The organism is Amycolatopsis sp. MEPSY49 (assembly GCF_051337345.1).
In the GTDB taxonomy this organism is placed as follows: domain Bacteria; phylum Actinomycetota; class Actinomycetes; order Mycobacteriales; family Pseudonocardiaceae; genus Amycolatopsis.
Map to the genome: position 1 here is coordinate 142,948 of NZ_JBDLYJ010000015.1, position 21,772 is coordinate 164,719.

25 protein-coding genes are annotated in these 21,772 nt (G+C 72.5%); 5 read left to right on the forward strand and 20 right to left on the reverse strand.

Features of this window, described 5'->3' with window-relative positions:
* Window positions 1-12: 12 nt before the first annotated feature.
* A complete protein-coding gene (locus ABFJ78_RS42815) occupies window positions 13-219 on the reverse strand; it encodes a heavy-metal-associated domain-containing protein (protein WP_436393172.1) in 207 nt (68 codons plus the stop codon).
* Window positions 220-601: 382 nt separating this feature from the next.
* Here ABFJ78_RS42815 and ABFJ78_RS42820 point away from each other — a divergent pair, with 382 nt between their 5' ends.
* On the forward strand, window positions 602-4,897 hold the full coding sequence (locus tag ABFJ78_RS42820; protein ID WP_436393173.1) for a hypothetical protein: 4,296 nt from the start codon (window positions 602-604) through the stop codon (window positions 4,895-4,897).
* On the opposite strand, the gene ABFJ78_RS42825 is transcribed toward ABFJ78_RS42820, so the two are convergent.
* Genes ABFJ78_RS42825 through ABFJ78_RS42840 form a run of 4 tightly spaced genes read right to left on the reverse strand, consistent with a single transcriptional unit; the run spans window position 4,818 to window position 8,698 of the window.
* On the reverse strand, window positions 4,818-5,132 hold the full coding sequence (locus ABFJ78_RS42825; RefSeq protein ID WP_436393174.1) for a DUF4387 domain-containing protein: 315 nt from the start codon (window positions 5,130-5,132) through the stop codon (window positions 4,818-4,820). The genes ABFJ78_RS42820 and ABFJ78_RS42825 overlap by 80 nt on opposite strands.
* Window positions 5,125-6,489: an acyclic terpene utilization AtuA family protein gene (locus ABFJ78_RS42830; protein ID WP_436393175.1), complete on the reverse strand. Its 1,365-nt coding sequence runs from the start codon at window positions 6,487-6,489 to the stop codon at window positions 5,125-5,127. The genes ABFJ78_RS42825 and ABFJ78_RS42830 overlap by 8 nt, the downstream gene beginning before the upstream one ends.
* 5 nt (window positions 6,490-6,494) lie before the next feature.
* Entirely contained in the window at window positions 6,495-7,433 is a 939-nt protein-coding gene (locus ABFJ78_RS42835) for a phosphoglycerate dehydrogenase (protein WP_436393176.1), read from the reverse strand.
* Complete coding sequence (locus ABFJ78_RS42840) at window positions 7,430-8,698, reverse strand: MFS transporter (protein ID WP_436393177.1); 1,269 nt, start codon at window positions 8,696-8,698, stop codon at window positions 7,430-7,432. Before ABFJ78_RS42840 ends, ABFJ78_RS42835 begins: the two co-directional genes overlap by 4 nt.
* Window positions 8,699-8,793: 95 nt before the next feature.
* On the opposite strand from ABFJ78_RS42840, the gene ABFJ78_RS42845 reads away from it, so the two are divergent.
* Window positions 8,794-9,510, forward strand: coding sequence for a GntR family transcriptional regulator (locus ABFJ78_RS42845; RefSeq protein WP_436393178.1), 717 nt, complete (start codon window positions 8,794-8,796; stop codon window positions 9,508-9,510).
* A gap of 133 nt (window positions 9,511-9,643) precedes the next feature.
* Here ABFJ78_RS42845 and ABFJ78_RS42850 read toward each other — a convergent pair whose 3' ends face one another.
* On the reverse strand, window positions 9,644-10,765 hold the full coding sequence (locus ABFJ78_RS42850) for a tartrate dehydrogenase (RefSeq protein ID WP_436393179.1): 1,122 nt from the start codon (window positions 10,763-10,765) through the stop codon (window positions 9,644-9,646).
* 88 nt (window positions 10,766-10,853) lie between these two features.
* Here ABFJ78_RS42850 and ABFJ78_RS42855 point away from each other — a divergent pair, with 88 nt between their 5' ends.
* Together ABFJ78_RS42855 and ABFJ78_RS42860 are read left to right on the forward strand one after the other, a co-directional pair.
* Window positions 10,854-11,759, forward strand: a complete 906-nt coding sequence (locus ABFJ78_RS42855) for a LysR substrate-binding domain-containing protein (RefSeq protein WP_436393180.1) — start codon at window positions 10,854-10,856, stop codon at window positions 11,757-11,759.
* A 9-nt stretch (window positions 11,760-11,768) separates the two neighbouring features.
* Entirely contained in the window at window positions 11,769-12,404 is a 636-nt protein-coding gene (locus tag ABFJ78_RS42860) for a hypothetical protein (protein ID WP_436393181.1), read from the forward strand.
* On the opposite strand, the gene ABFJ78_RS42865 is transcribed toward ABFJ78_RS42860, so the two are convergent.
* From ABFJ78_RS42865 to ABFJ78_RS42880, 4 genes are all read right to left on the reverse strand, one after another.
* The gene (locus ABFJ78_RS42865; protein WP_436393182.1) at window positions 12,370-12,909 is read right to left on the reverse strand and encodes a TetR/AcrR family transcriptional regulator; all 540 of its coding nucleotides are present in this window, start codon (window positions 12,907-12,909) and stop codon (window positions 12,370-12,372) included. The genes ABFJ78_RS42860 and ABFJ78_RS42865 overlap by 35 nt on opposite strands.
* A gap of 107 nt (window positions 12,910-13,016) precedes the next feature.
* The gene (locus tag ABFJ78_RS42870) at window positions 13,017-13,526 is read right to left on the reverse strand and encodes a substrate-binding domain-containing protein (RefSeq protein ID WP_436393183.1); all 510 of its coding nucleotides are present in this window, start codon (window positions 13,524-13,526) and stop codon (window positions 13,017-13,019) included.
* On the reverse strand, window positions 13,469-14,086 hold the full coding sequence (locus ABFJ78_RS42875) for a hypothetical protein (protein ID WP_436393184.1): 618 nt from the start codon (window positions 14,084-14,086) through the stop codon (window positions 13,469-13,471). Before ABFJ78_RS42875 ends, ABFJ78_RS42870 begins: the two co-directional genes overlap by 58 nt.
* A gap of 69 nt (window positions 14,087-14,155) precedes the next feature.
* A complete protein-coding gene (locus ABFJ78_RS42880) occupies window positions 14,156-14,515 on the reverse strand; it encodes a hypothetical protein (protein ID WP_436393185.1) in 360 nt (119 codons plus the stop codon).
* 108 nt (window positions 14,516-14,623) lie between these two features.
* Between ABFJ78_RS42880 and ABFJ78_RS42885 the strand changes: the two genes are divergently transcribed.
* Window positions 14,624-15,292 carry an SGNH/GDSL hydrolase family protein gene (locus ABFJ78_RS42885; protein WP_436393186.1) on the forward strand — a complete coding sequence of 223 codons (669 nt, stop codon included), beginning with the start codon at window positions 14,624-14,626 and terminating at the stop codon, window positions 15,290-15,292.
* 272 nt (window positions 15,293-15,564) lie between these two features.
* On the opposite strand, the gene ABFJ78_RS42890 is transcribed toward ABFJ78_RS42885, so the two are convergent.
* From ABFJ78_RS42890 to ABFJ78_RS42935, 10 genes are all read right to left on the reverse strand, one after another.
* Window positions 15,565-15,921, reverse strand: a complete 357-nt coding sequence (locus ABFJ78_RS42890; protein WP_436393187.1) for a hypothetical protein — start codon at window positions 15,919-15,921, stop codon at window positions 15,565-15,567.
* A gap of 32 nt (window positions 15,922-15,953) precedes the next feature.
* A complete protein-coding gene (locus tag ABFJ78_RS42895) occupies window positions 15,954-16,262 on the reverse strand; it encodes a hypothetical protein (RefSeq protein ID WP_436393188.1) in 309 nt (102 codons plus the stop codon).
* Window positions 16,263-16,437: 175 nt separating this feature from the next.
* The gene (locus tag ABFJ78_RS42900; protein WP_436393189.1) at window positions 16,438-16,638 is read right to left on the reverse strand and encodes a hypothetical protein; all 201 of its coding nucleotides are present in this window, start codon (window positions 16,636-16,638) and stop codon (window positions 16,438-16,440) included.
* Window positions 16,639-16,693: 55 nt separating this feature from the next.
* A complete protein-coding gene (locus ABFJ78_RS42905; RefSeq protein WP_436393190.1) occupies window positions 16,694-17,149 on the reverse strand; it encodes a hypothetical protein in 456 nt (151 codons plus the stop codon).
* Entirely contained in the window at window positions 17,146-17,664 is a 519-nt protein-coding gene (locus ABFJ78_RS42910) for an RNA polymerase sigma factor (protein WP_436393191.1), read from the reverse strand. Before ABFJ78_RS42910 ends, ABFJ78_RS42905 begins: the two co-directional genes overlap by 4 nt.
* A 54-nt stretch (window positions 17,665-17,718) precedes the next feature.
* Window positions 17,719-18,018: an EthD family reductase gene (locus ABFJ78_RS42915; protein ID WP_436393192.1), complete on the reverse strand. Its 300-nt coding sequence runs from the start codon at window positions 18,016-18,018 to the stop codon at window positions 17,719-17,721.
* 44 nt (window positions 18,019-18,062) lie between these two features.
* The gene (locus ABFJ78_RS42920) at window positions 18,063-19,214 is read right to left on the reverse strand and encodes an alpha/beta hydrolase family protein (protein ID WP_436393193.1); all 1,152 of its coding nucleotides are present in this window, start codon (window positions 19,212-19,214) and stop codon (window positions 18,063-18,065) included.
* Between the two features lie 10 nt (window positions 19,215-19,224).
* Window positions 19,225-19,947: an SDR family NAD(P)-dependent oxidoreductase gene (locus ABFJ78_RS42925; RefSeq protein WP_436393194.1), complete on the reverse strand. Its 723-nt coding sequence runs from the start codon at window positions 19,945-19,947 to the stop codon at window positions 19,225-19,227.
* Window positions 19,944-20,837 (reverse strand): fumarylacetoacetate hydrolase family protein, encoded by an 894-nt coding sequence (locus tag ABFJ78_RS42930; protein WP_436393195.1) that lies wholly within the window; start codon window positions 20,835-20,837, stop codon window positions 19,944-19,946. Before ABFJ78_RS42930 ends, ABFJ78_RS42925 begins: the two co-directional genes overlap by 4 nt.
* Window positions 20,837-21,763 carry a VOC family protein gene (locus ABFJ78_RS42935; RefSeq protein WP_436393196.1) on the reverse strand — a complete coding sequence of 309 codons (927 nt, stop codon included), beginning with the start codon at window positions 21,761-21,763 and terminating at the stop codon, window positions 20,837-20,839. The genes ABFJ78_RS42930 and ABFJ78_RS42935 overlap by 1 nt, the downstream gene beginning before the upstream one ends.
* Window positions 21,764-21,772 lie beyond the last annotated feature (9 nt).

The following is a 21,772-nucleotide window of genomic DNA, read 5'->3' on the forward strand; positions in this document are numbered from 1 at the left end:
TCTGGTCGCCGGCTAGCCGGCGAGGGTGTAGCCGGCTTCTTCGACGGCGGCGCGGACGCGCGCTTCGTCGACCGGTTCGGCACTGGTGACGGTGACGGCCCCGGTGGGCAGGTCGACGGCGACGTCGGTGACACCGTCGATCGCCCCGACCTCCTCGCCGACCGAGGCCACGCAGTGCCCGCAGGTCATGCCGGTGACGGTGAACGTGGTCTGGCTCATGGTGTCCTCCAGAAGCGTGCGGTCTCGACTCGGCCGACGATACCCCTAGGGGGTACTAGTATCAAGCGGGACCCCGGGGGAGGTTCCGCAGCGATCGATGCGAAAGCGGTTTTTCCAGCAGCGCGGGGTCGTTCTGGGCGGTGACCAACCCGGACCGGCCGGAGTACCGGCTGCCGCTCGCGCTCTACTCCGCGTCCAAGGCGGCGGCCACCATGCTGACGAGAGCGCCGAGGTCGTCGTGCGGCTGGCCACCTTGGACGCCGACGGCCCCACCGGAACGCTCCGAGACGAGACCGGGGTGCTGCCCTGGTAGCGGAGGTATCTGGCGGCGGCCGGCGTGCTCTTGAGTGCTGGCGGAAGGCCGGACACCCAGGAGGACGCCATGCCGGAGCAGTTCGAATCCCGACCCAGTCTGGCCGGCGGCGTCGTCGTCGATCGTGAACGCGGTGAGCCCGTCGCCGGAGTCCGGCTCACCGTCCAGTTGAGACTCGAGAACTCCTGCGCCCACGACGTCGCGGCCGGAATCAGCGACGCCGACGGGCGGTTTTCGCTCCTGCTGCAAGAGCAGGTCGCCGACTGGCTCGTCCGGATGGTCACCTGCGGCGAAGGCGAACCGGTGACCATCCGGGGCGCCCTCGGCGACCAGCCGGCCCAGGAGTTGGGTACCACCCGGCTGGGTGAATTCCTGGAGCTCACCATCGACGTCCCCGCTGCCGACGTCGACTGGGCCGCGTTGGCCCGCGACGGCGAAGGCCGCGTCGACGAACTCCTCGCGCTCGTCCGCGATCCCGCGGTGGTGACCGACCAGGCCGTGCGCGTCCGCGCCGTCACCGAACTCGAGACCGCGTTCCTCGACCCGTCCGGCACCCTCAGCCGGTTCGGGACGCTCCCGCCGTGGCACGCGCTCGCCCACGACCTGCCCGCCTACGAAGCGAGCCTGGGCGACCACGCGGACGCCGAACCGGTCCGGCAAGCCCTGCTGGAACTGCGCTCCCGGTTGGCCAGCTTCGCCGATCTGTCCCAAGTGGACTGGCCGATCGACTTCGGCGCGCTGGGCCGGGCCGGGCTGGCGGACGTCCTCAATCGGTACGCCGACCGTTTCACCACCGATCACCTCCTCGACGGCCCGCGGATCGCCGCGCTGCTCCCGCTCGCCGGCTACCGCGACTACCTCCTTTCGGTGTGGACGAAGCTGTGCGCCTACGACGACTACTGGCTCCAGCAAGGCGGGGAAAAGCCACTGACCGCCGCGCAGGCCCGCGCCCAGCTGACCGCCCGCTTCCACCAGGACTTCACCACCCGCGACACGGCTTCCCGGCCGGCCAACGAACTCGCGATCGGCGTCGTGACGCACATCCTCACCGAGCCCGCGCCGACCGGCTACGGCCTGCCCGCCGGCGACCTGCCCGATCGCGGCGACCTCGACGCACGGTCCTACCTGGACAAGCTGATCGGGCTTTCCGGCGTCACGGCAAGAGAACTGGGCCTGCGGTTCCGGATCGACCTCGCCCGCGCCGACCAGGTGACGAGCAGCCCGGTCGCCGAGAACGTCGCCGCCCTGCTGGGTTTCTTCCGGGACGGCTTCCAGTCCCAGCCGGACCCGTTCCACACGCCACCGGACGTGCGCAACCGCACGATCATCCCGGACGTCCAGCGCGGCCGGGCGCCGTTCTTCCTGGAGTACGAGGAGTGGCTGGCCGCGACCGCGCCCTTCCACCCCGAGAACGTCTTCTCGATGAGCCGTTCCCTCCGGGCCGGCGACCTGGCCGCGACCACGCCCGCCGAAGGACCCGCGAAAGCCTGGCAGGTCAAGGCGATCGCGGTGTTCGCCGACATCGCGAAGATCGAGAAACTGCTGCTGCAGAGCGAATACCCGCAGGCGCTGAACCTGCTCGACACGACGACGAACCGCGCCCTCGAGCTGGTGAAGGAGCAGCAGAAAGCCGGGTACCCGCTGGAGCCGCCGTTGCAGGCCCGCAAACGCCGGGCCGTCACCACGAAGGCGCAGCTGGCGGCTTTCGAGCGTTACCTGGGCTCCGGATCGGCTTACGTGAGCGAGACGCCCTACGACTTCCCGTTCCCGGGCGACTGGACCGTCAAGCGGATGACCGCCGCCCTGGTGCTGCACGCGCTGTACTTCGCGTGGGTGTGGCGGTCGGACGCCCTGCTCGCCGTCGGCCGCTTCACCGAGGCCGCGAAGTGCCTCGAAGGCCTGAGCGGCGTCGCCGTCGGCGCCGCCGGCCAGGACGACCCGGCCGGGTACCGGTCGATCCAGAACGCCGGAGTGCCCGGGCTGTACACCGACGGGCCGCTGCCGTTCACCTTCGACCGCTCGGACCGGCCGCAGGTCGTGCAGCCGGACATCGAGGCACCCGACGCCGTCCCGTACGGCAGCCTCTACGACGAATACAGCCAGCTGCGCCCGCCGAAGATCGCCGGGCTGCTGCACCGCGTCGACCGCCGGTTCGTGCTGCTGCGCCTGGGAACCGTGCTGCTCGAATGGGCCGACGCCCTGTTCCGCGCCGACGACCCGGCGAGCACCGCGCGGGCGCGCGAGCTCTACAAGGCCGTACTGTGGCTGCACGGCGACGATCCGCGCGTCAGCCCGGCCTGGCAGGCCGACGTCCTCACGCTGCTGGGCGGCTACATCAGCGCGTCGGCGAACCCGGCCGTCATCGCGCAGGTCGGGCGCGCCCGGCTCGGCTTCACCCGGATCGAGGCCGGGTTGAACTACTTCGGCGCCACCGAGGAGACCGTCCCGGTGCAGCGCTACCGCACCCTCAAGGACGCCGCCGACCGGTTCGCCGCGCTGGCCAAGGCCGCCGAACGCGACTTCCTCGCCGCCACCGCGCACCTCGAAGACCTGGCGGTCGAACGGCTGCGCACGTCGAACCTGCTGGCGAAAGCCACCGCGCAGAAGGCGATCGCCGGGGAGCAGGCGCGGATCGCCGCCTACCAGGTGCAGGTCGCCCGGCAGCAGGTCACCGACGTCGAAGCGCAGATCGCGGCGAAGAAGGCCGAGATCGCCGACCACGACAGCTTCTTCGGCCAGCTGTCCGACTTCGGCTCGGGTCTGGTCAAGACGTTCACCGGGCTGCCGGGCTTCGCGACGAAGGGCATCGGCGAAGGCTTCGCCGCCGAAGCCGGGCTCGGCGACGCGTCCGCGTCCGGTCTGCTCGGGCTCGGCGCGGGCGCGTCGGTGCTCGCCGGCTTCGGCGCGTTCTACTACGCCGGCTACACCAGCATGTCCGGCATGGCCACCGCCTACGCCGGGCGCGCCGGCGAGCTGAACCGCCTCCAGGACGTCGCCCTGCCGCTGGCGCGGGGGAACGTCGAGGCCAAGCAGCGCGAGGTCACCATCGCCAAGCTGCAGGCCACCATCGCCGACGCCGACATCCGGCTGGCCGGCGACCTCCTCGCGTTCGGCACCCTGCGCCTGCTCAACGCCGAGTTCTGGACCGCCGTCACGCAGGTGCTGCGGCGGGTCCTGCGCCGCTACCTCGACCTCGGGGCCTGGGCGGGCTGGCTCGCCGAACGCGCGCTCGCGTTCGAGCAGGACCGGCGGCTGCGCGTGGTCCGGATGGACTACCTGGCCCGCGACCTCGCCGGTGTCACCGGCGCCGACCAGCTCCAGGGCGACCTCGCCGAACTCGAGGCCACCCGCGTCGCCGGGGAACGCGCACTGGTCCCCTACCGCTACGCGGTGTCGCTGGCCGAGGAGTTCCCGCTCGCCTTCGGCGCCTTGAAGGCACACGGACGATGTTCCTTCGCCACAACGGAAGCCGCGGCCCGCGCGTTCTTCCCCGGCACCTTCGGGCACCGCGTCCGGAGCGTCACCGTCGAGATCCGGATGCTCACCGCCGGCCGCCGCGTCCGCGGGACCCTGGTCAACCACGGCGTTTCCCAGGCCAGTACGGACGAAACCCTCGCCACGCGCCCGCTGCTGCGGTTCGCCGACGCGATCGCCGTCTCCGAAAGCGGCACGCCGGTGCCCGAGGGCCACGAGGTGCTCGGCCCGTTCGAAGGCATCGGCCTCGACACCGGCTGGACGCTGCACCTCGACCGCGACGCCGGCGCCACCGCGTGGGACACCATCACCGACGTCGTCCTCCGGATCGACGGGCTCGCCCGCTTCTCCGACGCCCTCCGCCGGACGCCGGCGGTTCCCGCGCCCCGCCGGCTCCTGCTGATCTCCGCGGCCCGGTTCGCCCCGGCGGCGCTGGCCGCCGTCAAGGCCAACGGCGGCGGGCAGGTCGAACTCGACTTCGCCAAGATCCCCTACCCCGCCGGGGAAGGGAACCGTCGGATCGCCAACGTCCTGCTCGCGCTGCCGGGCAGCACCGGCCCGACGGTCACCGGCGAGCTGGACCTCGCCGGCGCGACCGCGGCGTTCACGTTCGACGCCGGGACCGCGCTCTCCAACGGCGAACCCCTGCGGCTCCCCGGCAGCCCGACGCCGGACCAGCCCCTCAACGCCGTCCTCGGGGAGCCGGTCGAGCAGCCGTGGCGGTTCACGCTCACGCCCGATCCGGGCGCCGATCTGGCGGGGCTGCAGGACCTCGTCGTCGGGATCGAGTACACCGCCGACCCGGTTCAGCTCACGGCACCACCAGCCGCGCGAGGGGCACGTGGTGCTGGCCCGCGTGCATGTCGCGGTCGCGCAGCGAGCCCTGGCTGACCGGGCGGGGGAAGGAGATCTTGACGACGTTGAGCGACGGGATCCGGAAAATCCGGATCGTGTCCTGATCGACGTGGTAGAGCGACGCGATCACCCGCTCGTTCAGGAACGTCTCGTCCGCCGCGACGCGGTAGCCGTCCGCGTCGCGCAGGAACAGCTCCATCGTGACCCAGAACGGGCCCGCGTTCTTCGACCGGACCTCGTGGGCCAGGTCCGCCAACGTCGTTTCAGGCACGGGTTTTCCCTTCGACACCGAACTCGGTCCGGAACAACTCCAGCGGCGCGCAGTCCACGACGTGGTTCAGCACGAACTCGTACGCCGCGCCGCGCTCCACCTCCGCCGGCGACGACGCGAACGCGAAGCTCGGCAGGTAGTCCATCGACGGCGTCGGCAGGTGCAGCATCAGCGGGTTGGCCACTTTCGCCACCGCCGTCGCGGTCGCCTGGTCGGGCGCGTTGACCAGCAGCATCACGCCCACCTCGCGCGGCGGCCCGGTCTCGGGCTCCAGCTCGCCCAGCACCGCGTTGTGGCCGTACAGGCGGAGGTCGAACGCGTATTCGTCCTCGGCCAGGCCGAGGGTCTGGCCGACCCGCTGGGTGATCAGCGTGCGCATCAAATCCGCCCAGGTGTCGATGTCGGCGAGGACCAGCGGGTCCCGGATCGCCGAGAACGACATCGTTTCGTACCCGGTGATCCGCGCGCCCTCCAGCTTGATCGTGTGCTGGGCGGCGTGGTGGAACTTCGATCCCGTCACGCGGACGATCCGGTCGTCGACGGCGGTGTACTCGGCGTCGCGGACGTCCAAGGTGCCGTCGGGTTCGCGCATCCGATGCGGGTTCGCGGTCTCGTAGAGCATGTGCGCGGCCACCGAGATCGGCGTGCACGCCGAGGCCGGGTCGAGCGGCTCGATGGTGAAGCCGTCCGCGTCTATCGTCGCCAGTACGCCGCCGGCGCGCGGGTTGCTCGTGCACTGGCCCCCGCATTCGATGATCTTGGCGGCGTGCCAGGTCGGCCCGGCCGGCATGCCCATCATGAGCGGGTAGGCCGCCGCGACCGCCGTGTCGGTCGCGCGGCCGGCGAGCACGACTTGGGCTCCCCCGCGCAGCGCCTCGACGATCGGCTCGTGGCCCATCGCGCCGACGATGTGTGTGCAGCTTTCGAGGGTCTCCGCGTCGAGCTCGCCCAACGGCGGCAGCGGGTGGATGCGGTCCAGGTACTCCTTCAGGCCGGTGGCGTCCTGCTCGCTGTAGATCCGCGCGACCTTCAGGTCCAGGCCCTCCTCCGCCAGCACCTCGGCGGCGATCCCGGCGACCCAGTCGACGCCGGTGTCCGTTCCGCTGGTGCCGCAGGAACCCACGATCACGGGAATCCCCGCGCCGGCGGCGGCCGTGAACAGGCTGCGCAGGTCGCGCGCCACGGCTTTGGCCGTCGTCTTCGCCGTCGCGGCGCCGAGGTAGTACGGGCCAGAGTCGGTGGAGCCGCCGTCGATGCTGATGACGTCGGCGCCCAGGGCGATCCCGCGTTCGACCGTCGCGTGGTCCCAGCCGGCGCCGAGCATGCCGCTCGGTGCCAGCACGCGCACTGTGTCCATGTCCCTCATCCCTCTCCGTTCACGCTGTGCCGGGCCCGGCCTTCGAGGGCCGCGACCAGTTCTTCGGCTCCGCGCAGACCGGCGGCCCGGCGTGCTTCGGCGGTCTGCCCGGCCAAGTGCGAGTAGACGACGATCCCGGCCGCCTCCCGCAGCAGGCTGTCCGCGGGCAGCGGTTCTTCGCCCACGACGTCGAGTGCCGCGCCGGCGATCTCGCCGCCGCGCACGGCCGCGACGAGCGCGGCTTCGTCGACGATCGCGCCGCGGGCGGTGTTGATCAGCAGGGCCGTCGGCTTCATCTGCTTGAAGGCCACCGCGTCCAGCAGTCCGCGGGTCCGGTCGGTCAGTGCCGTGTGGACGGACACGTAGTCCGAAGTGGACAGAAGCTCGGGCAGCCCGACGAACCGTACGCCCGGCCCGCGCAGGCGGGAGGTGCAGACGACGGTCATCCCGAAGGCGTGGGCCAAGGGGACGACGGCCCGCGCGGAAGCGCCGTAGCCGATGAGCCCGAGCGTCGACCCGCGAAGTTCGCGCCCCTCCGCCCGTGGCCACCCGCCGGCCGCCACCCCGGCAGCGGACTGCACGAGCCGCCGGGCGCCCGCGAGCAGCAGGCCCATCGTGTACTCGGCCACGGCGTTCGCGTTGACGCCGGGCAGGTTGCTCACGCTGATGCCCCGCCGGGCCGCGGCTTCGACGTCGATCGAGTCGTAGCCGACGCCGGTCCGCACGATGACGCGCAGCCGCGGCGCGCGGGCGAGCACGCCGGCCGTCAGCGGTTCGTTGGCCACCAGGGCGGCGTCGATCCCTGCCAGCCTCGCGACCAGGTCTTCCGGGTCGCGCCGGCCGGTCTTGGGCCAGTACACGGTTTCCAGGCCGGCGGCGCGCAGGTACTCGTCGACCTCGTCTCCCGGACGCAGGTAGTCCGTGGTGATCAGGACGCGGGTCACAGGACACGTCCGTCGGTGCGGCGGCGCTGCAACACGGCGACGCGGGCGACGAGCAGCACCGCGACCGCGGTGACGACGCCGACGTCGAGCAGCATGAACCGCCACCCGGTCACGTCGACCATGCCGCCGACCAGCGCCGGCCCGGCGAACCCGCCGCCGGACCAGCCGACGGTGTAGAGGCCGGAGTAGGTGCCGAGCACCCGGGCCGACGGGGCGAGGTTCCACAGCACGACCGCGGTGTTGACCATGAAGGCCGCCGCGCCCGCGGCCGCCACGCACATCGCCACGACGACGCCGGTGGGCGTCGGCAGCGCGGTGCCCAGCACCATCGCGGCGGCGAACACCGCCATCCCGGCGAGGATCACCCGCAGCCGCCCGAAGCGCTCGGCGAGCAGGGCGACCGGGTAGGCGGCCACGATGAAGGCCAGGCCGCTGGGCAGGGTCAGCCCGCCCGCGTCGCCGCGGGACAGCCGCAGGGTTTCCATGCCGTAGTTGGTGATCAGCGACCGCGAGGCGAACCACGCGCTGCCGAAGGCGAAGACGGCGGCGATGACCAGCAGCCGGCTGCGGTCGGCGTCGCGCACGATGTCGCGCAGGACGTCCCGCATCCGCACCCGCGGCGAAGCCTCGCCGGGCTCGGCCCGGTCCTCCTCGAGCGCGGCCCGGTAGGCCGGCGACCGGCTGTCCCGCACCTTCCAGGCGAGCACGGCCACCGAGCCGGCCATCAGCACGGCGGGGATCGCGAACGACAGCTTCGGGAAGTCGTCGACGAGGAAGAGGCTGATCAGCGCGGCGACGATCACCGTGATGCTGGAGGCGATCTTGACCGCCGCGTTGGCCCGGCTGCGCCGCTCGGGGGCGATGAAGTCCGGCAGCAGCGACTCGGCGATCGGCTTGAAGGAGTTCGCGACCAGCGCGTAGCCGAACATCGTCAGGATCAGCAGCGGCAGCGAGGCCGCGGCGTGCGGGATGAGGACGAACAGCAGCGCCGCCATCGGCATGCCGACGACGAGGTACGGGATGCGCCGGCCCCACGCCGTGCGGGTGCCGTCCGAGCGGTTGCCCATCCACGGCTGGACGAAGATGCCGAGCAGGTTGTCCATCCCCATCAGCGCGCCGATGAGCGCGGCGCTGCCGAGGTGCTCGCGCAGCAGCGGCGGCACCTGCGAGTCGTACAGGTTCCACGTCGATTCCTGGGCGAAGACGGCCAGGGCCACGAAGAACGTGATGCGCCCGGTCCGGACGCGCGGGGTGGTCAACGTCATCGTCGGCCCCTTCCGTTGGTCATGGCGGCCACCGTACTTTTGCTATAGCAAGATGGTCAATAGTTGCAAATGGGTTTTGCCGTAGGCTGTGGGTCATGATGGGCGAAGCACTGCAGACCGACACGCTGGCCGACCGCGTGTACCGCGCCCTCCGCGACGCGATCACCACCGGCGAGCTGCGCCCGGGCCAGAAGGTCACCGAGCGCGGGTTCGCCGAGCAGCTGTCGGTCAGCCCGACCCCGGTGCGCGAAGCCATCCGGCGCCTGGAGCAGGACGGCCTCCTCGAACGCGCCGGGCCCCGGACGGTCAAGGTGGCGATGTTCGGCGGCGTCGCCGTGCAGGACCTCGCGGAGGTCGAGGTGGGCCTGCGCGGGATGGTGGCCCGCTTCGCGGCCCGGCACGCGGCGCCGGAGCAGCTGGACCAGCTCGACGCGATCCTCGACGAGGCCGACGACCTGCTGATCCTCATCAAGCAGCGCCACGAGTCCGGGCAGGAGGTGACCAAGCACGTCGGCCGGCTCTTCGACGCGGTGCAGCGGTTCAACGGGGTGGTCGAGTCGTGCGCGGGCAACCCGGTGCTGGTGCGATTGCTCGACCAGACGCGCGTGTTCTCCTCCCCCGAGCGGCGTTCGCGGGTGCTGGAGCGGGTGAGTGCGGACGAGACGTTCGGCTTGGACCGGTACACGACCCACCGGCAGCTGGTCCAAGCGCTGCGGGCGGGCGACTCGGCAGCGGCCGAGGCGCTGGTGCTGGCGGACGCGCGGGGCGGGCTCGGCGATCTGCTGGCCGGCCCCACTCCCCCGGCGGGTTAGGTCGAGGCGGCGCGGCGGGCGAGCGGTGGCGCCGGCCCCGGTGGGTCGGGCCGGCGACTGTCGAGGGGGTCCGGCGGCTGGTCCGACGACATGAATGAGTCATTCAGGTCGTCGGACGAGGTGAATGACTCATTCACCGCAATCGCGGCCGAGCCTGCTCCAGCGAGCCCGGCCGCTGAGCCCGGCCGGCGATCCGCTCCGCGATCGCCCTGCCGAGTCCCTCGGTCGTCCCTTGCCCACCGAGGTCCGGGGTCCGCACCTCCGGCCGCTTCGCCAACACGCCCTCGATCGCGGCCACCACGTCCGCCGCCGCGGTGGGCTCGCCCAGGTGGTCCAGCATCATCGCCCCGCTCCAGATCTGGCCGATCGGGTTGGCGATCCCGCGGCCCGCGATGTCCGGCGCCGATCCGTGGACCGGCTCGAACAGGCTCGGCCACGTGCGGTCCGGGTTGATGTTCGCGCTCGGGGCGATGCCGATCGTGCCGGTGCAGGCCGGCCCGAGGTCGGACAGGATGTCGCCGAAGAGGTTGCTCGCCACCACGACGTCGTACTTTTCCGGGCCGAGCACGAACTTCGCGGCCAGGATGTCGATGTGGTCCTTGTCCGCGGTCACCCCGGGGTAGTTCGCCGCCATCGCGGCCGCCCGCTCGTCCCAGTACGGCATCGAGATCGAGATCCCGTTGCTCTTGGTCGCCCACGTCAGGCGCCGGCGGCGGGTGAGCGCCAGCTCGAAGGCGTACCGCAGCACGCGGTCGACGCCGACGCGGGTCATCACCGTCTCCTGCAGCACGGTTTCCCGTTCGGTTCCTTCGAAAACGCGGCCGCCGACGCTCGAGTACTCGCCCTCGGTGTTCTCCCGGACGACGAGGAAGTCGATGTCGCCCGGCTCGTGGTCGCGCAGCGGCGCGCGCACACCGCGCAGCAGCCGGACCGGCCGGAGGTTGACGTACTGGTCGAAGCCGCGGCGGAACTTGAGCAGGCTGCCCCACAGCGAAACGTGGTCGGGCACCACGTCCGGCCACCCCACCGCGCCGAAGAAGATCGCGTCGAACCCGGCCAGCCGCTCGTGCCAGTCCGGCGGCAGCATTTCGCCGTGCGCCAGCCAATAGTCGGCGGAGGCGAACCCGAATTCGGTGGCGTCGAGGGCAAAGCCATGACGGTCGGCGGCGGCTCGCAGGCAGCGCAGGCCTTCCGGCACGACCTCGCGGCCGATGCCGTCGCCGGGGATGACCGCGATGCGGTAGCGGTGGGTCAACGGAGGCTCCTCGGAGTGGGGAGCCTCCACTGTGGGCGGTGGCCGGCGGGCCGGGCAAGACCGGCCGCGGCAACCTATCCTTTCCCTCATGGAAAGACTGGACGACCTCGCCTTCTTCCACGTGGTGGCCGGCCGCGAGACGCTCACCGCGGCCGCGCGCGAGCTGGACGTCTCGCTGCCCGTGGTCAGCAAGCGCCTCAAGGCCCTGGAACAACGGCTCGACGTCCGCCTGGTGCACCGCGGCACGCGCCGGCTCACGCTGACGTCCGAAGGCGAGCTGTACGCCGCCCGCGTCGCGGAAATCCTCGACCAGGTCCGCGAACTGGACGACCTCGTCAGCCACCGCACCGGCGACCTGCGCGGTTCGATCGTCGTCCAGGCGACCCTCGGGTTCGGCCGCGCCCACGTGGCGCCACTCGTCGGCGAGTTCACCGCGCGGCATCCGCAGGTGCACGTCCGGCTCCACACGTCGGCGCTGCCCCTGCGGCCACACCGGCGCGAGTTCGACCTGGCCGTGCACGTCGGCGTGCCGCCGGACTCGACGCTGCGGATGCGCCGGCTGGCGCGCAACCGCCGGGTGCCGTGCGCGGCACCGTCCTATGTGGAGCGGCGCGGCGCACCGGAGCGGGTCGAGGACCTGGCCGGCCACGACTGCATAGTGCTGCGGGAGAACGAAGGCGACTTCGCGGTGTGGCGGTTCGGCTCCGCGGCCAACCCGCGCCAGGTCCGCGTGCGCGGCAGCCTGTCGAGCAACGACGGCGACGTCGTGACCGGCTGGGCGCTGGCGGGCCACGGCATCGCGATGCGCTCGGAGTGGCAAATACGGTCCCATGTGGACAGTGGTGCGCTGGTGCGGGTGCTGCCCGGGGTACCGACCCCGCCCGCGGACGTCTACGCCCTCCTCGCCGACGACGTCCACGTGCCCCGCCGGGTCGCCGAGCTGATCGACCACCTGGCCGCGCGCCTCCCGGAGCGGCTTGCCGCCAGTTCGTAGACTGTGACGATGGACTGGGAACCGACGCGACGGTCGCTGCACGGCGTGGCCGAGCTGCTGCTGGCGGGCCCGCAGCACCGCGCGACCGGGCGCATCGACCTGGCCGTGGCCGACGGCGGGTTCGCGACGGCCGCCGAACCAGCGTTGCGCGTCGAAGGGAACGAACTCGTGGCCGGTGGCACCCGCGTGCGGCTCGCCGGGCGCACGTACGCCGAAGCGGCGGCGGAGGCGGGGATCGAGGCGGGCGAACCCGCGGGCGTCTACTCCGGCGGTCCCGGCATCCGGCCGGACGAGACGATCGTCTTCGCCGCCCACGCGCTGAAGCTGCTGCTACAGGCCTTCGCCGACGGTGACCGCGCGCTGCGCGAGTTCGCGCCGGGTTCGGTGCCGATCCTGTGGCCGGAGCACTTCGACGTCGCGATCGCCCTCGACGAAGTGAACTACGGCGTCTCCCCCGGCGACGGCCACCTCGGCGAGCCCTACGCCTACGTCGGCCCGTTCACGCCGCGCCACGGCGAGTTCTGGAACGCGCCCTTCGGCGCCGCCCGTCCGGTCGCCGAACTCGGCGGCGGTTCCGCGATCGCCGCCTTCTTCGCCGAGGGCCGCGCCCTCACCGCCGAGGGGCGCTCAAACCGTCCAGGATGAGGGCGAGCATCGACGCCGACCGGTCCTCCGGCCCCAGGGCGGCCCGCCAGAGGGCGCCGGTGAGCTGCAGGAAGTCCCGGGGGTCGGCGTCGGCGCGGATGGTGCCGTCGGCCTTGCCCGCGTCGAGCAGCCGGGTGATGGCGGCGATGACCGGGCCGTAGGTCTGCTCGGTGATCGCCTGGTGCGCGCCGGGGCTGAGCGCGTCGCCGAGGCCGTGCTTCTTCCGCATGGCGGCCACCAGGTCGACCGTCCACTCCCGCAGCGCCTCCACCGGGGGTTGCTTCGCCAGCAGTTCCTCGACCGACTCGAGGAGCCGGTCGACTTCGTGCTGGTAGATGGCCAGCACGAGCGCTTCGCGGGTCGGGAAGTTGCGGTAGAGCGTGCCGGGCCCGACGCCGGCGAGCTGCGCGATCCGGTTCATCGAGACGTCACCCCCTTCGGTGAACGCCTCGCGCGCGACCTGCAGGATGCGCGCCCGGTTCTCCCGGGCGTCCGAGCGGACCATGGGGCTCCCTGCTATCCGGAGATGTCTCCAGAACCATAGGCGAGCGCACCTCGCCGCGCCAGCTCCCCCTCCCGGCTTTGCGAGGGTTTCCCCCGGCCGGCCCGCCGTCAGCCGGCCTCGTACAGTTCGGCGTCCAGGATGGTCCGCCGGGGCACCGCGTGGCCGCGGTGCATCTTGACGAGCAGGTCGACCGCGCCCACGGCGAGGCGGTGGGTGTCCTGGACCACGGTGGCCCGCAGCGGGCTGCTGCCGGCGTCGATCAACGCCCGGGCTTCGAGGACGCCGTCGATGCCGACCACGACCGTCTCGCGGGTGGCCGCCGGCGGAGTGGCCAGGAGGGCGTCGACCGCGCCCAGCGCCATCTCGTCGTTGGTGCAGAAGATCGCGTCGAGACGGCCGTCCTCCGGCAGCTGCCGGAGGTGGGCGCGGACGGCGTTGTACGCGCGTGAACGCACGAACTCGCACCGGTCGTCGACGGTGATCTCGACGTCGGGCAACGCGGCGCGCAGCGCTTTTTCGCAGCGCTGCTGGCGGCCGTCGTGTTCCCGGCTGGCGACGATCAGCACGCGCGGGAGGGCCTTCCCGCGTAGCCGCTTGACCAGCCAGTTTCCGGCCATCTCCCCGAGTTCGCCGGTGTCGTAGCCGATGAAGGCGGTCTTGGTCGGGTATCGGGCTCGCCGGCAAAGGGATCGAGATCGGCGAAGACGACCGGCAGGCGGGATTCCCGGCAGAACGTCGCCAGGTCGTCGCGCAGCCGGAGCACTTCGCCGGCGACGACGATGCCACCGATGTAGGCGTTCTTCCGGCTGAGGACGCGGCGCAGGTGGTGCGCCTGCGCGCCGGCGTCGTAGTCCCGGTCCGGGACCCGGAGCACGAGGTCGACGTCGTTGCGGTCGAGCGCGCTGTGCACCTGCTGCACCAGGTCGGCCAGGTAGTACTTCTGCGTGAAGGCCGAGGTCATCATGAAGGCCGCGGCGGATCGCTTGCGGGTGCGCCGCAGCGCGATCCAGAAGATCCCGGCGACGACGGCGGACACCACGGCGGACCAGATCACCGTGGCGCCGGCCGAAATCCCGGCTTGCAGCGCTTTGGTGAGCGCGGCCAGGATCACGCCGCTCAGCACGGACGTCGTCACCGCGAACAACGCCGGGGTGCGGTCGCGATCCAGCCGGGCCATGGTCGGCTCCCCCTCCGTCGACGGCGCTGTCCCGGAGGGCGATGATACGGCGGAAGCGCCGCTACCGGCTCACGGGACGAGAGCCGAGGCGGCGCACAGCGCGGCCCAGGTCGCGGCGAACGCGGCGACCTTCTTGCGGGCGGACCGGTCGGGCAGGTTCATGCCGAAGACGACGGCGTCGGCGGCGTCGGACGCCACCCGGGCGGCGAGCGCGACCTGCAAGGGCTTCCCGACGGGGGCGAACACCATCGCGAGACCGATCGCCGCGTCGCGGGCGCCGATGCCCGCGGTGAGCGTCCGCACGGCGGCGGTGACCCCGCCGGTCGGGGTCGTCAGGCCGCAGGGCTTGGCCAGCACGCGCGGCGCGGCGATGATCGTGACGCTGTAGGCGGCGGTCACCGCTCCGAGAACGCGGGTCAACGCGGGCATCGGCCTCTCCTTCGGTTCGTGAGGCCTCCGCTTACCCGGTGGAAACGCTGCCAAACCGATGCGGGTCCGGCTCCGAATGCCGGGGAAACGGGATCAGGAGGGGTGCGAGTGCCGACGTGGACGAGCCGGGTGCTCGACGCCGCCGCCGTCGTGCTGCCCGGCATCGGCCGGGTCCGGGCCCAGAAGGAGCCGTTCGCGCGGGCGTGGGAGGAAGCGGGCCGGGCGGCGCTCGCCTCGGGCCGGCCACTGTGGGTGGCGCTCGGCGACTCGATGACGCAGGGCATCGGCGCGGACACCGTCGCGGGCGGCTGGGTTCCGCAGCTGAACGCCCGGCTGGGGGCGCCGTTCGCGGTGCTGAACCTGTCGGCTTCCGGGGCCCGGGTGGCGGACGTCCTCGAGGACCAGCTGCCCCGGCTGCCCGCGCAGGCGGCCTTGGTGACGGTTCTCGTGGGCGCCAACGACATGCTGACGCGGTCCCGTCGCCACGGGGTCGCGGACCGGTTCGCGCGGCTGTTGGCGGAGCTCCCGCCGGGCCGGTCGGTGGTGGCGACGCTGCCGAGGCGCACCGCGGCGGCCCGGGAGGTCAACGCACTGATCGACACCGCGGCGGCGCAGGGCCGGGTGCGGGTGGCGGATCTGCGCGGCCCGGCGCTGGGGCCGATCCGGGGGACCCTCGCGGACGACTGGTTCCACCCGAACGAGGTCGGCTACGCACGCATCGCGGGGTTGTTCGAGGCCCCGGTCCGCGCGACGGCACCCCACGGCTGCCGAGACTGACGCGGCTGCGCCCCCGACGAGCCGGACGCCGCCACGGGCGGGCGCGCGCCGGACGAGGCCGCCACGGGAGCGGCGCACGGCGGCCGGGCCCTGCCGCCCGCTCGCCCCAACAAGCCGGTCAGTGCGGGAGCGAGTCGTAGACTTTCCTTGCGCTGCCACCGAAATCCCCGGCCGGCGGGTGATCGGCCCGGTACTCGACCAGCACCCGGTCCCGTCCGGCGCGGAACAAGATCTGCCGCGGGCCGTCGGTCCCCGGGGACGCACAGCCGGAATCACCGATCGGAGCCGGCAACGCCGCCCAGCCCGCTCGGTCTCGCACAGGAACCGGGTATCGGCGGCCGCCGCGTCCGGGTCGCGGAGATCGTCTGGGTGACCGTCACCGTCTCCTTCGCCGCGGGCTCGCGGGTGCAGCCGATCTTGACGTTGGTGCCGGCCACGGAGAACGCCTCGTGCTGCGTGAACGACTCGCTCCACGTCCCGTCGGCCGTGAGCGCGGTGAACAGCTCACCCGGCAAGGCGTCACACGGCTTCGCGGTCAGGTCGTACGGCGCCGGGTACCGGTACCCGGGCGCGGGTTCCGGCCCGCCGGCGAGCCGGGCGGCGACGCCGTCGATCAGCCTGGCCGGCACGCCCTCCCCGCCAGGGATGACGGCGAAGTGGGTCAGCTGCAGCTTCGCCGCCGGGAAACCACGCCGACGTCGAGCACGCCGTCCTGCCGGTCGTACCGGATGCCGTGGCTCGTCGCCGTACCGGTCACCTTCTGCTCGCCGACGGTCAGCAGGACCACGGGTGTGGAGCTCGGGCTCGCCGGCTCGACCGGGCCCCCGCAGGAGTTCGTCCCGGGCGCCGTGGTCTTCACGACCGCGGACGCGTACTTCAGGGCCGCCGCGGCGACGACGTCCGAGCCGAGCACGGCGCAGGCGTCGAACCCGGTGGCCGCACCCGTACCGGGGACGGTCTCGATGTCCACGGCGGGCGTCGCCGGCGACGGCGCGGCACCGGGCGCGTCGAACCCCGGAGACGAGCCCGCGCACCAACGGGACCAGGACGATCGCCAGCAGCACGGCGAGCACCAGCAAGAACTTCCGGTTCCGCCCACCACGGGACAACTCGGTCATCCACCCTCCGCCAGCACGGTGATCAGCCTATCGGGCCGCCTTCAGCCGCAAGGCGGGCACAAGGAAGACGACGCCGCCGAGGGTGGCGTACCCGGCCGGCGTCGTCAGGGACGCACCGTCCTTTGTGGCCTGCAGGATGAACGAAGTCCGCGGTCGATCGCCGACGGCATCCGGTTCCGCGGCTGCGAGTTCCTCGACGCCGCCGCGGAGCACCCCGGCCCCGGACACCCCCGTGCACCAAGCCGCCCTCGGCCACCGGCAGTGGTTCCCGCAGGTCAACCGGCTACGAACCGCCGCTGAGCTGCTCCTTCCGGCGCAGGAGCGCGGCCCGGCCGCGGCGGACGGCTCGCAGCCGCAGCAGCGCCACCCCGCCGAGCACGAGCACCACGACCAGCAGCCCGGGCTCGACCCGGTGCCGCAGCGTCGTGACGACCAGCGCGCCCGCGGTGAACAGCAGCCAGGCCGCCACCCCGAGCCAGCCGGCGACGACCCGGTCGCGGGCGAACAGCGGCGCCCGGCGGGTCACCGCCCAGGCGCCGAACACCGTCCAGGCCAGCCCGATCGCGACGAGCACGCCGAACGCGACCTTCGTCCGCGGGGGCAGGCCGGGTTCGGTCGCCCACAACACCCCCACGATCCCGCTCCCGAGGAGCCCGGCCAGGGCCACCGTCACGTAGCCCACCCGCCGCCGCAGCGACAGCGGCGCCTCGAGCCGCTTGATCACCTCGTCCGGGGTCATACCTCGTACTCCTTCCGCGTCAGTTCCTCGCGCAGCAGCCGCCGGGCCCGGTTGAGCCGCGACTTCACCGTGCCGACCGGCACGTCGCAGATCTGGGCGCACGCCTCCAGCGGGAGGTCTTCGAGGTAGAACAGCAGGAGCACCTCGCGTTCCCGGACCGGCAGCGCGCCCAGGGCCTCGGCGAGCACCTCGCGGTCGACGATCGCGTCGCTCTCGTCCGGGCCGGCCGGTTCTTCCGTAGGCTCGGGGCCGGACCGGGCGTAGCTGTCGCGCAGCCGGTTCGTCACCGCCCGGCGGGCGATGGTGAACAACCACGGCGCGAACCGCTCGGGCCGGCGCAGTTTCGGCAGCCCGTGGAACACCGCCAGCCAGACTTCCTGCACGACGTCGTCGTCCGGCCCGGCGAGCATCCGCCGGACGTACCGGTCGACCGCCCCGTGCCAGCCGCGCACCAGCTCGGGGAACGCGTCGCGCTCGCCGAGCTGGCACCGGACGATCAGCAGCTCATCGCTCATCTGCCCTCCTTCCCCCGTTCAGTCGGGGAAGGAGGGCAGGGGGTTCACGGACCCTCAGCTGAGCGGGTAGTGGATCAGCTCCACGCCGCCGGAGGCGTAGTTCGGCACGTCGGCGGACACGGCCTTGCCCTCCGGCGAACCGAGCGCCGCCGCCATGGCATCGGCCGATTCGAAGTCCGCGTGGAAGACCGCGAAGTACTTGCTCTCGCCACTGAGCGAGGCCACGTCGAAGGAGTACTGCCACGACACCAGCCCCGGGAGCTTCTCGGCCAGCGGCAGGTGCGTCCGGACGTAGTACTCGCGGAAGTGGGCTTCGTCGGCGGGCGGCGGGTAGAGCACGGTGAGGCGGTGCATCGGGATCCTCTCGGCCGGGTCTGTCTCCCCCAGCCTGGCACAGGTCAGCGGCTCCCGGTGGTCCCGAACGTGTCGGCCACCCAGTCCGCGATGTACGTGCTGACGTGCGGCAGGTGGTCGAGGCCGATGTGCTCGGTCGCGCCCTCCTCCGAGGTGAACACCCGCAGCTCGCGACGCGGCGAGTTGACCGCCTGCTCGTACGACCGGTGCGCGTACTCCAGCGGGATCTGCCGGTCGTGCTCACCGTGGGCGATCAGGAACGGCACGGTGATCTTCTCGACGACGCCGTCGAGGTGGACGTCGTCGGCGAACTCGATGAACGCGTCGAGGTCGTCGTGGCCCCACACCCACAGCGCGTGCTCCCAGTAGTGCGGGACCGGCCGCTCGCCTTCGCGTTCGAGACGCCGGCGCTGCACCGCGCCCCAGTCGTGGTTCGCGCCCCAGGCGACGCAGAGCGCGAACCGCTTCTCGAACGCCGCCGCGCGGGGCGCGTAGTAGCCGCCGAGCGACCAGCCGGTGATCCCGATCCGGCCGGTGTCCACATCGGACCGTGTCTCGAGCCAGTCCACGGCCGCGCCGGCCCAGGCTTCGGCGTCGATGCGGGCCGTGAGTCCTTGCAGCCGCAACGCTTCCCCGGTGCCGGGCTGGTCGAGCATCAGGCACGAGACGCCGCGGGCGGCCAGCTCCTGCCAGTGGCCCGAGCCGTACATGTGTTCCTTGGTCGAGTCCAGGCCGTTGACCAGCACCACCACCGGCGCCGACGCGCCCGCGGAGCTGAAGTAGGCCGGCAGGGTCGTGCCCTCGTACGGGATCGCCACCCGGGAGACGCCGGGATCGCGCAAGGCGAAGGACTTCCGCGCGAGGTCGAGGACCCGGCGGTACGTGGGCAGCCGGTTCGGGTCGGCGTGGGCGAGCATGCGCTCGGCCTGGCAGAGGTAGTTGGTGGCCCGGAAGTACAGTTCGCCGGCCGTGCGGGCGTGGCCGGCTTTCTCGGCTTCTTCGGCTTGGCCGACGAGCTGGTCGGTCAGCGCGGTCCACGCGCGCAGGAAGTCCGGCGTTCCGGCGTCCGAACCCCGGGCCGCGGCCTCGCGGATGGGCCGGCAGGCGCGGTCGACCTCGTCGATCAGCCCGCCGCTGTTGAGCGCGGCGACCACGCCGAGGTTCCAGACGTAGTTGCCGGGGAAGTATTCGAACACGGGGTTCCTTTCAGGTTCGGGCGGCTTCGCTGATCGACTTGACGCCGCCGTGCGCGGTCAGGCCGCCGTCGACGGGGATGTCGGCGCCGGAGATGAAGGAGGCCGCGTCGCCGATCAGGAACGCGACGAGCGCGGCGACCTCCTCGGCGGTCCCGGTGCGGCCGAGCGGGGTCTCGGCGACGTTCGCGGTGCGGAACCCGGGCGGCGCCGAGGCGGTCATCGGGGTTTCGATGTAGCCGGGGTGCACGGCGTTGACGCGGATGCCGCGGCCGCCCAGTTCGAGGCAGGCGGCCTTGACGAAGCCGCGCAGCGCCCACTTGCTCGCGGTGTAGGCGACCGGGTAGTGCCCGGTCAGCGCGGCGGCCGAACCGGTCACGACGATCGACCCGCCGGCCGGCATCAGCGGCACCACCGCCCGCACCGCGCGCAGGACACCGCCGACGTTGACGTCGTGCACGTGCGCCAGCCCGGCGGCGTCCAGCTCGTCGAGCCGGGCCCGCCAGGTGACGCCCGCGCTCGCGACGAGCCCGTCTACCCGCTCCAGGCTCGCGGCGAGCGCGGCCCAGCCGGCGTCGTCGGTGACGTCGAACCGGTGGTGCTCGACGCCGGGCAGGCCGGGGTCTTCGGCGCGGTCGACGCCGATCACCCGCGCCCCGTCCGCGGCCAGCCGCCGCGCGGTCGCCGCGCCGATGCCCTGCGCCGCGCCGGTGACGACCACGACCTCGCCGGTCACCGCGACCGCCGCCGCGGCCGGGGGCGGGGGCGGGCCGGGCGGACCGGCGGGAGCTCGACGCCGGGGACGACCGTGTTCCGGATCGTCCCGATGCCTTCGACCGTCATCTCCACGACGTCGCCCGGCCGCAGGGGTTCACGCGTACTGCCGCGGCTCCACAACTCGGCGAGGCAGCCGCCGTTGCCGCAGGTGCCGGACCCCAGGACGTCGCCAGGCCGGGTGCGGGTGCCGCGGGCGGCGTAGGCGGCCAGTTCCTCGAACGGCCAGCCCATGTTGGACAACAGGTCGTGACCGACCTCCTCGCCGTTGACCGAGACTCGCATGTCCAGCCGGAGGAAGCCGCCGGTGTCCCGGTAGGACTCGAGTTCGTCGGCCGTCACGAGCCACGGCCCCAGCGTCGTGGCGGAGTCCTTGCCCTTGGCGGGGCCGAGGTTGACCTTCATCTCGCGCAGCTGCAGATCCCGGGCGGACCAGTCGTTGAAGATCGTGTAGCCGAAGATCCCCTCGGGGCCGAGGACCGCGGCGACCTCCAGTTCGAAGTCGAACCGCCGCGAGCCCGGCGGGATCGGCACGTCGTCGTGCGCGCCGATCAGGGCGACCGGGTTGGTGAAGTAGAACGTCGGCGCCTCGTACCACTCCGGTGGCACGGCCCCGGGCGCGACCATGGCCTCGACGTGCTCCTCGAAGGCGACGAAGTCCCGGACGGCCGGCGGGTCGAGCGGGGGAAGCAGCCGCACCTCGGCCAGCGGCACCGACGTCCCACCGGGGACGGCCGAGCCGCCGCGGACCAGGTCGAGCACGGTCACCCCGGCCGGGAACGCGTGGACGCCGTCGCCGGAGACGACGCCCGCGTGCACGGTTCCGCCGTGCTCGTAGGTCGCGAGGCGCATCAGACCGGCGGGGCCACGAACAGGCCCTGGTCCGGGTCGTTGAACGACCGCCGCGCGACGAACTCGTTCATCGCGTTCGCCGTGCCCCACTGGTCGGACACCTCGGGGTCGCTGAAGTCGTAGAGGTGCGGGTGCCAGGTGTCCTCGTCGACGTGCTCCAGCTCGGTGGTGTACTCCATCGTGTTGCCGTGCGGGTCGAGGAAGTAGCTGAAGGTGTTGTTGCCCGCCAAGTGCCGGCCGGGACCCCAGATCTTCTCGACGCCCGCGCGCAGCAGCCGCCCGGTGCCGCGCATGTACTCGTCCAATCCGCGCATTTCGAACGACACGTGGTGCAGCGACGGGTGCGGGCAGCGCGCGATGGCCATGCTGTGGTGCCACGAGTTCACCCGCAGGAACCACATCATCTCACCCATCCGCGGGTGCGTCAGGATGTCGGACAGCCGGAACCCGAGGTGCTTCTCGTAGAACGCCCGCGTGGCTTCGGGGTTCGCCGAGTTGATCACGACGTGGGAGAGCCGGACCGGCACCGGTTCGCCCGCCTCGATCCTGCGGTGTTCGCGGACCGCGACGTCCGCGCTGATCTCGATGGTGCGGCCCTCGTTGTCGAAGAACCGGAACCCGTAGCCCCCGCCGGGGGTGTGCAGGGCGCGGGGCTCGTGGACGAGGGTGACGCCGCCGGTGGCCAGCCGGGCGGCGAGGGTGTCGACGTCGGCCGCGGTGGCGACGCCGAACGCGATCAGGTCGATGCGCTTGTCGCCGGCCCGGCGCAGCCGCACGACGTACTGCTCGGGCGAGCCCTCGGCGGCGAGGAAGGCGACCCCGGAGTCGGTGTGCTCGGTCTTCAGGCCCCACGCGCCGGTGTAGAAGTCCTGCTGGCGGGCGAGGTCCGGCACGGCGAGGTCGACGTGCCGCAGGTGGGTGATCATCGTTCTCCT

Bases quoted from the DNA above. Each gene is read 5' to 3' on its own strand.
- ABFJ78_RS42815 (WP_436393172.1), bottom strand. From the start codon at position 219: ATGAGCCAGACCACGTTCACCGTCACCGGCATGACCTGCGGGCACTGC.
- ABFJ78_RS42820 (WP_436393173.1), top strand. From the start codon at position 602: ATGCCGGAGCAGTTCGAATCCCGACCCAGTCTGGCCGGCGGCGTCGTC.
- ABFJ78_RS42830 (WP_436393175.1), bottom strand. From the start codon at position 6,489: ATGGACACAGTGCGCGTGCTGGCACCGAGCGGCATGCTCGGCGCCGGC.
- ABFJ78_RS42840 (WP_436393177.1), bottom strand. From the start codon at position 8,698: ATGACGTTGACCACCCCGCGCGTCCGGACCGGGCGCATCACGTTCTTC.
- ABFJ78_RS42845 (WP_436393178.1), top strand. From the start codon at position 8,794: ATGATGGGCGAAGCACTGCAGACCGACACGCTGGCCGACCGCGTGTAC.
- ABFJ78_RS42855 (WP_436393180.1), top strand. From the start codon at position 10,854: ATGGAAAGACTGGACGACCTCGCCTTCTTCCACGTGGTGGCCGGCCGC.
- ABFJ78_RS42860 (WP_436393181.1), top strand. From the start codon at position 11,769: ATGGACTGGGAACCGACGCGACGGTCGCTGCACGGCGTGGCCGAGCTG.
- ABFJ78_RS42865 (WP_436393182.1), bottom strand. From the start codon at position 12,909: ATGGTCCGCTCGGACGCCCGGGAGAACCGGGCGCGCATCCTGCAGGTC.
- ABFJ78_RS42870 (WP_436393183.1), bottom strand. From the start codon at position 13,526: ATGGCCGGAAACTGGCTGGTCAAGCGGCTACGCGGGAAGGCCCTCCCG.
- ABFJ78_RS42875 (WP_436393184.1), bottom strand. From the start codon at position 14,086: ATGGCCCGGCTGGATCGCGACCGCACCCCGGCGTTGTTCGCGGTGACG.
- ABFJ78_RS42880 (WP_436393185.1), bottom strand. From the start codon at position 14,515: ATGCCCGCGTTGACCCGCGTTCTCGGAGCGGTGACCGCCGCCTACAGC.
- ABFJ78_RS42905 (WP_436393190.1), bottom strand. From the start codon at position 17,149: ATGACCCCGGACGAGGTGATCAAGCGGCTCGAGGCGCCGCTGTCGCTG.
- ABFJ78_RS42910 (WP_436393191.1), bottom strand. From the start codon at position 17,664: ATGAGCGATGAGCTGCTGATCGTCCGGTGCCAGCTCGGCGAGCGCGAC.
- ABFJ78_RS42915 (WP_436393192.1), bottom strand. From the start codon at position 18,018: ATGCACCGCCTCACCGTGCTCTACCCGCCGCCCGCCGACGAAGCCCAC.
- ABFJ78_RS42930 (WP_436393195.1), bottom strand. From the start codon at position 20,837: ATGCGCCTCGCGACCTACGAGCACGGCGGAACCGTGCACGCGGGCGTC.
- ABFJ78_RS42935 (WP_436393196.1), bottom strand. From the start codon at position 21,763: ATGATCACCCACCTGCGGCACGTCGACCTCGCCGTGCCGGACCTCGCC.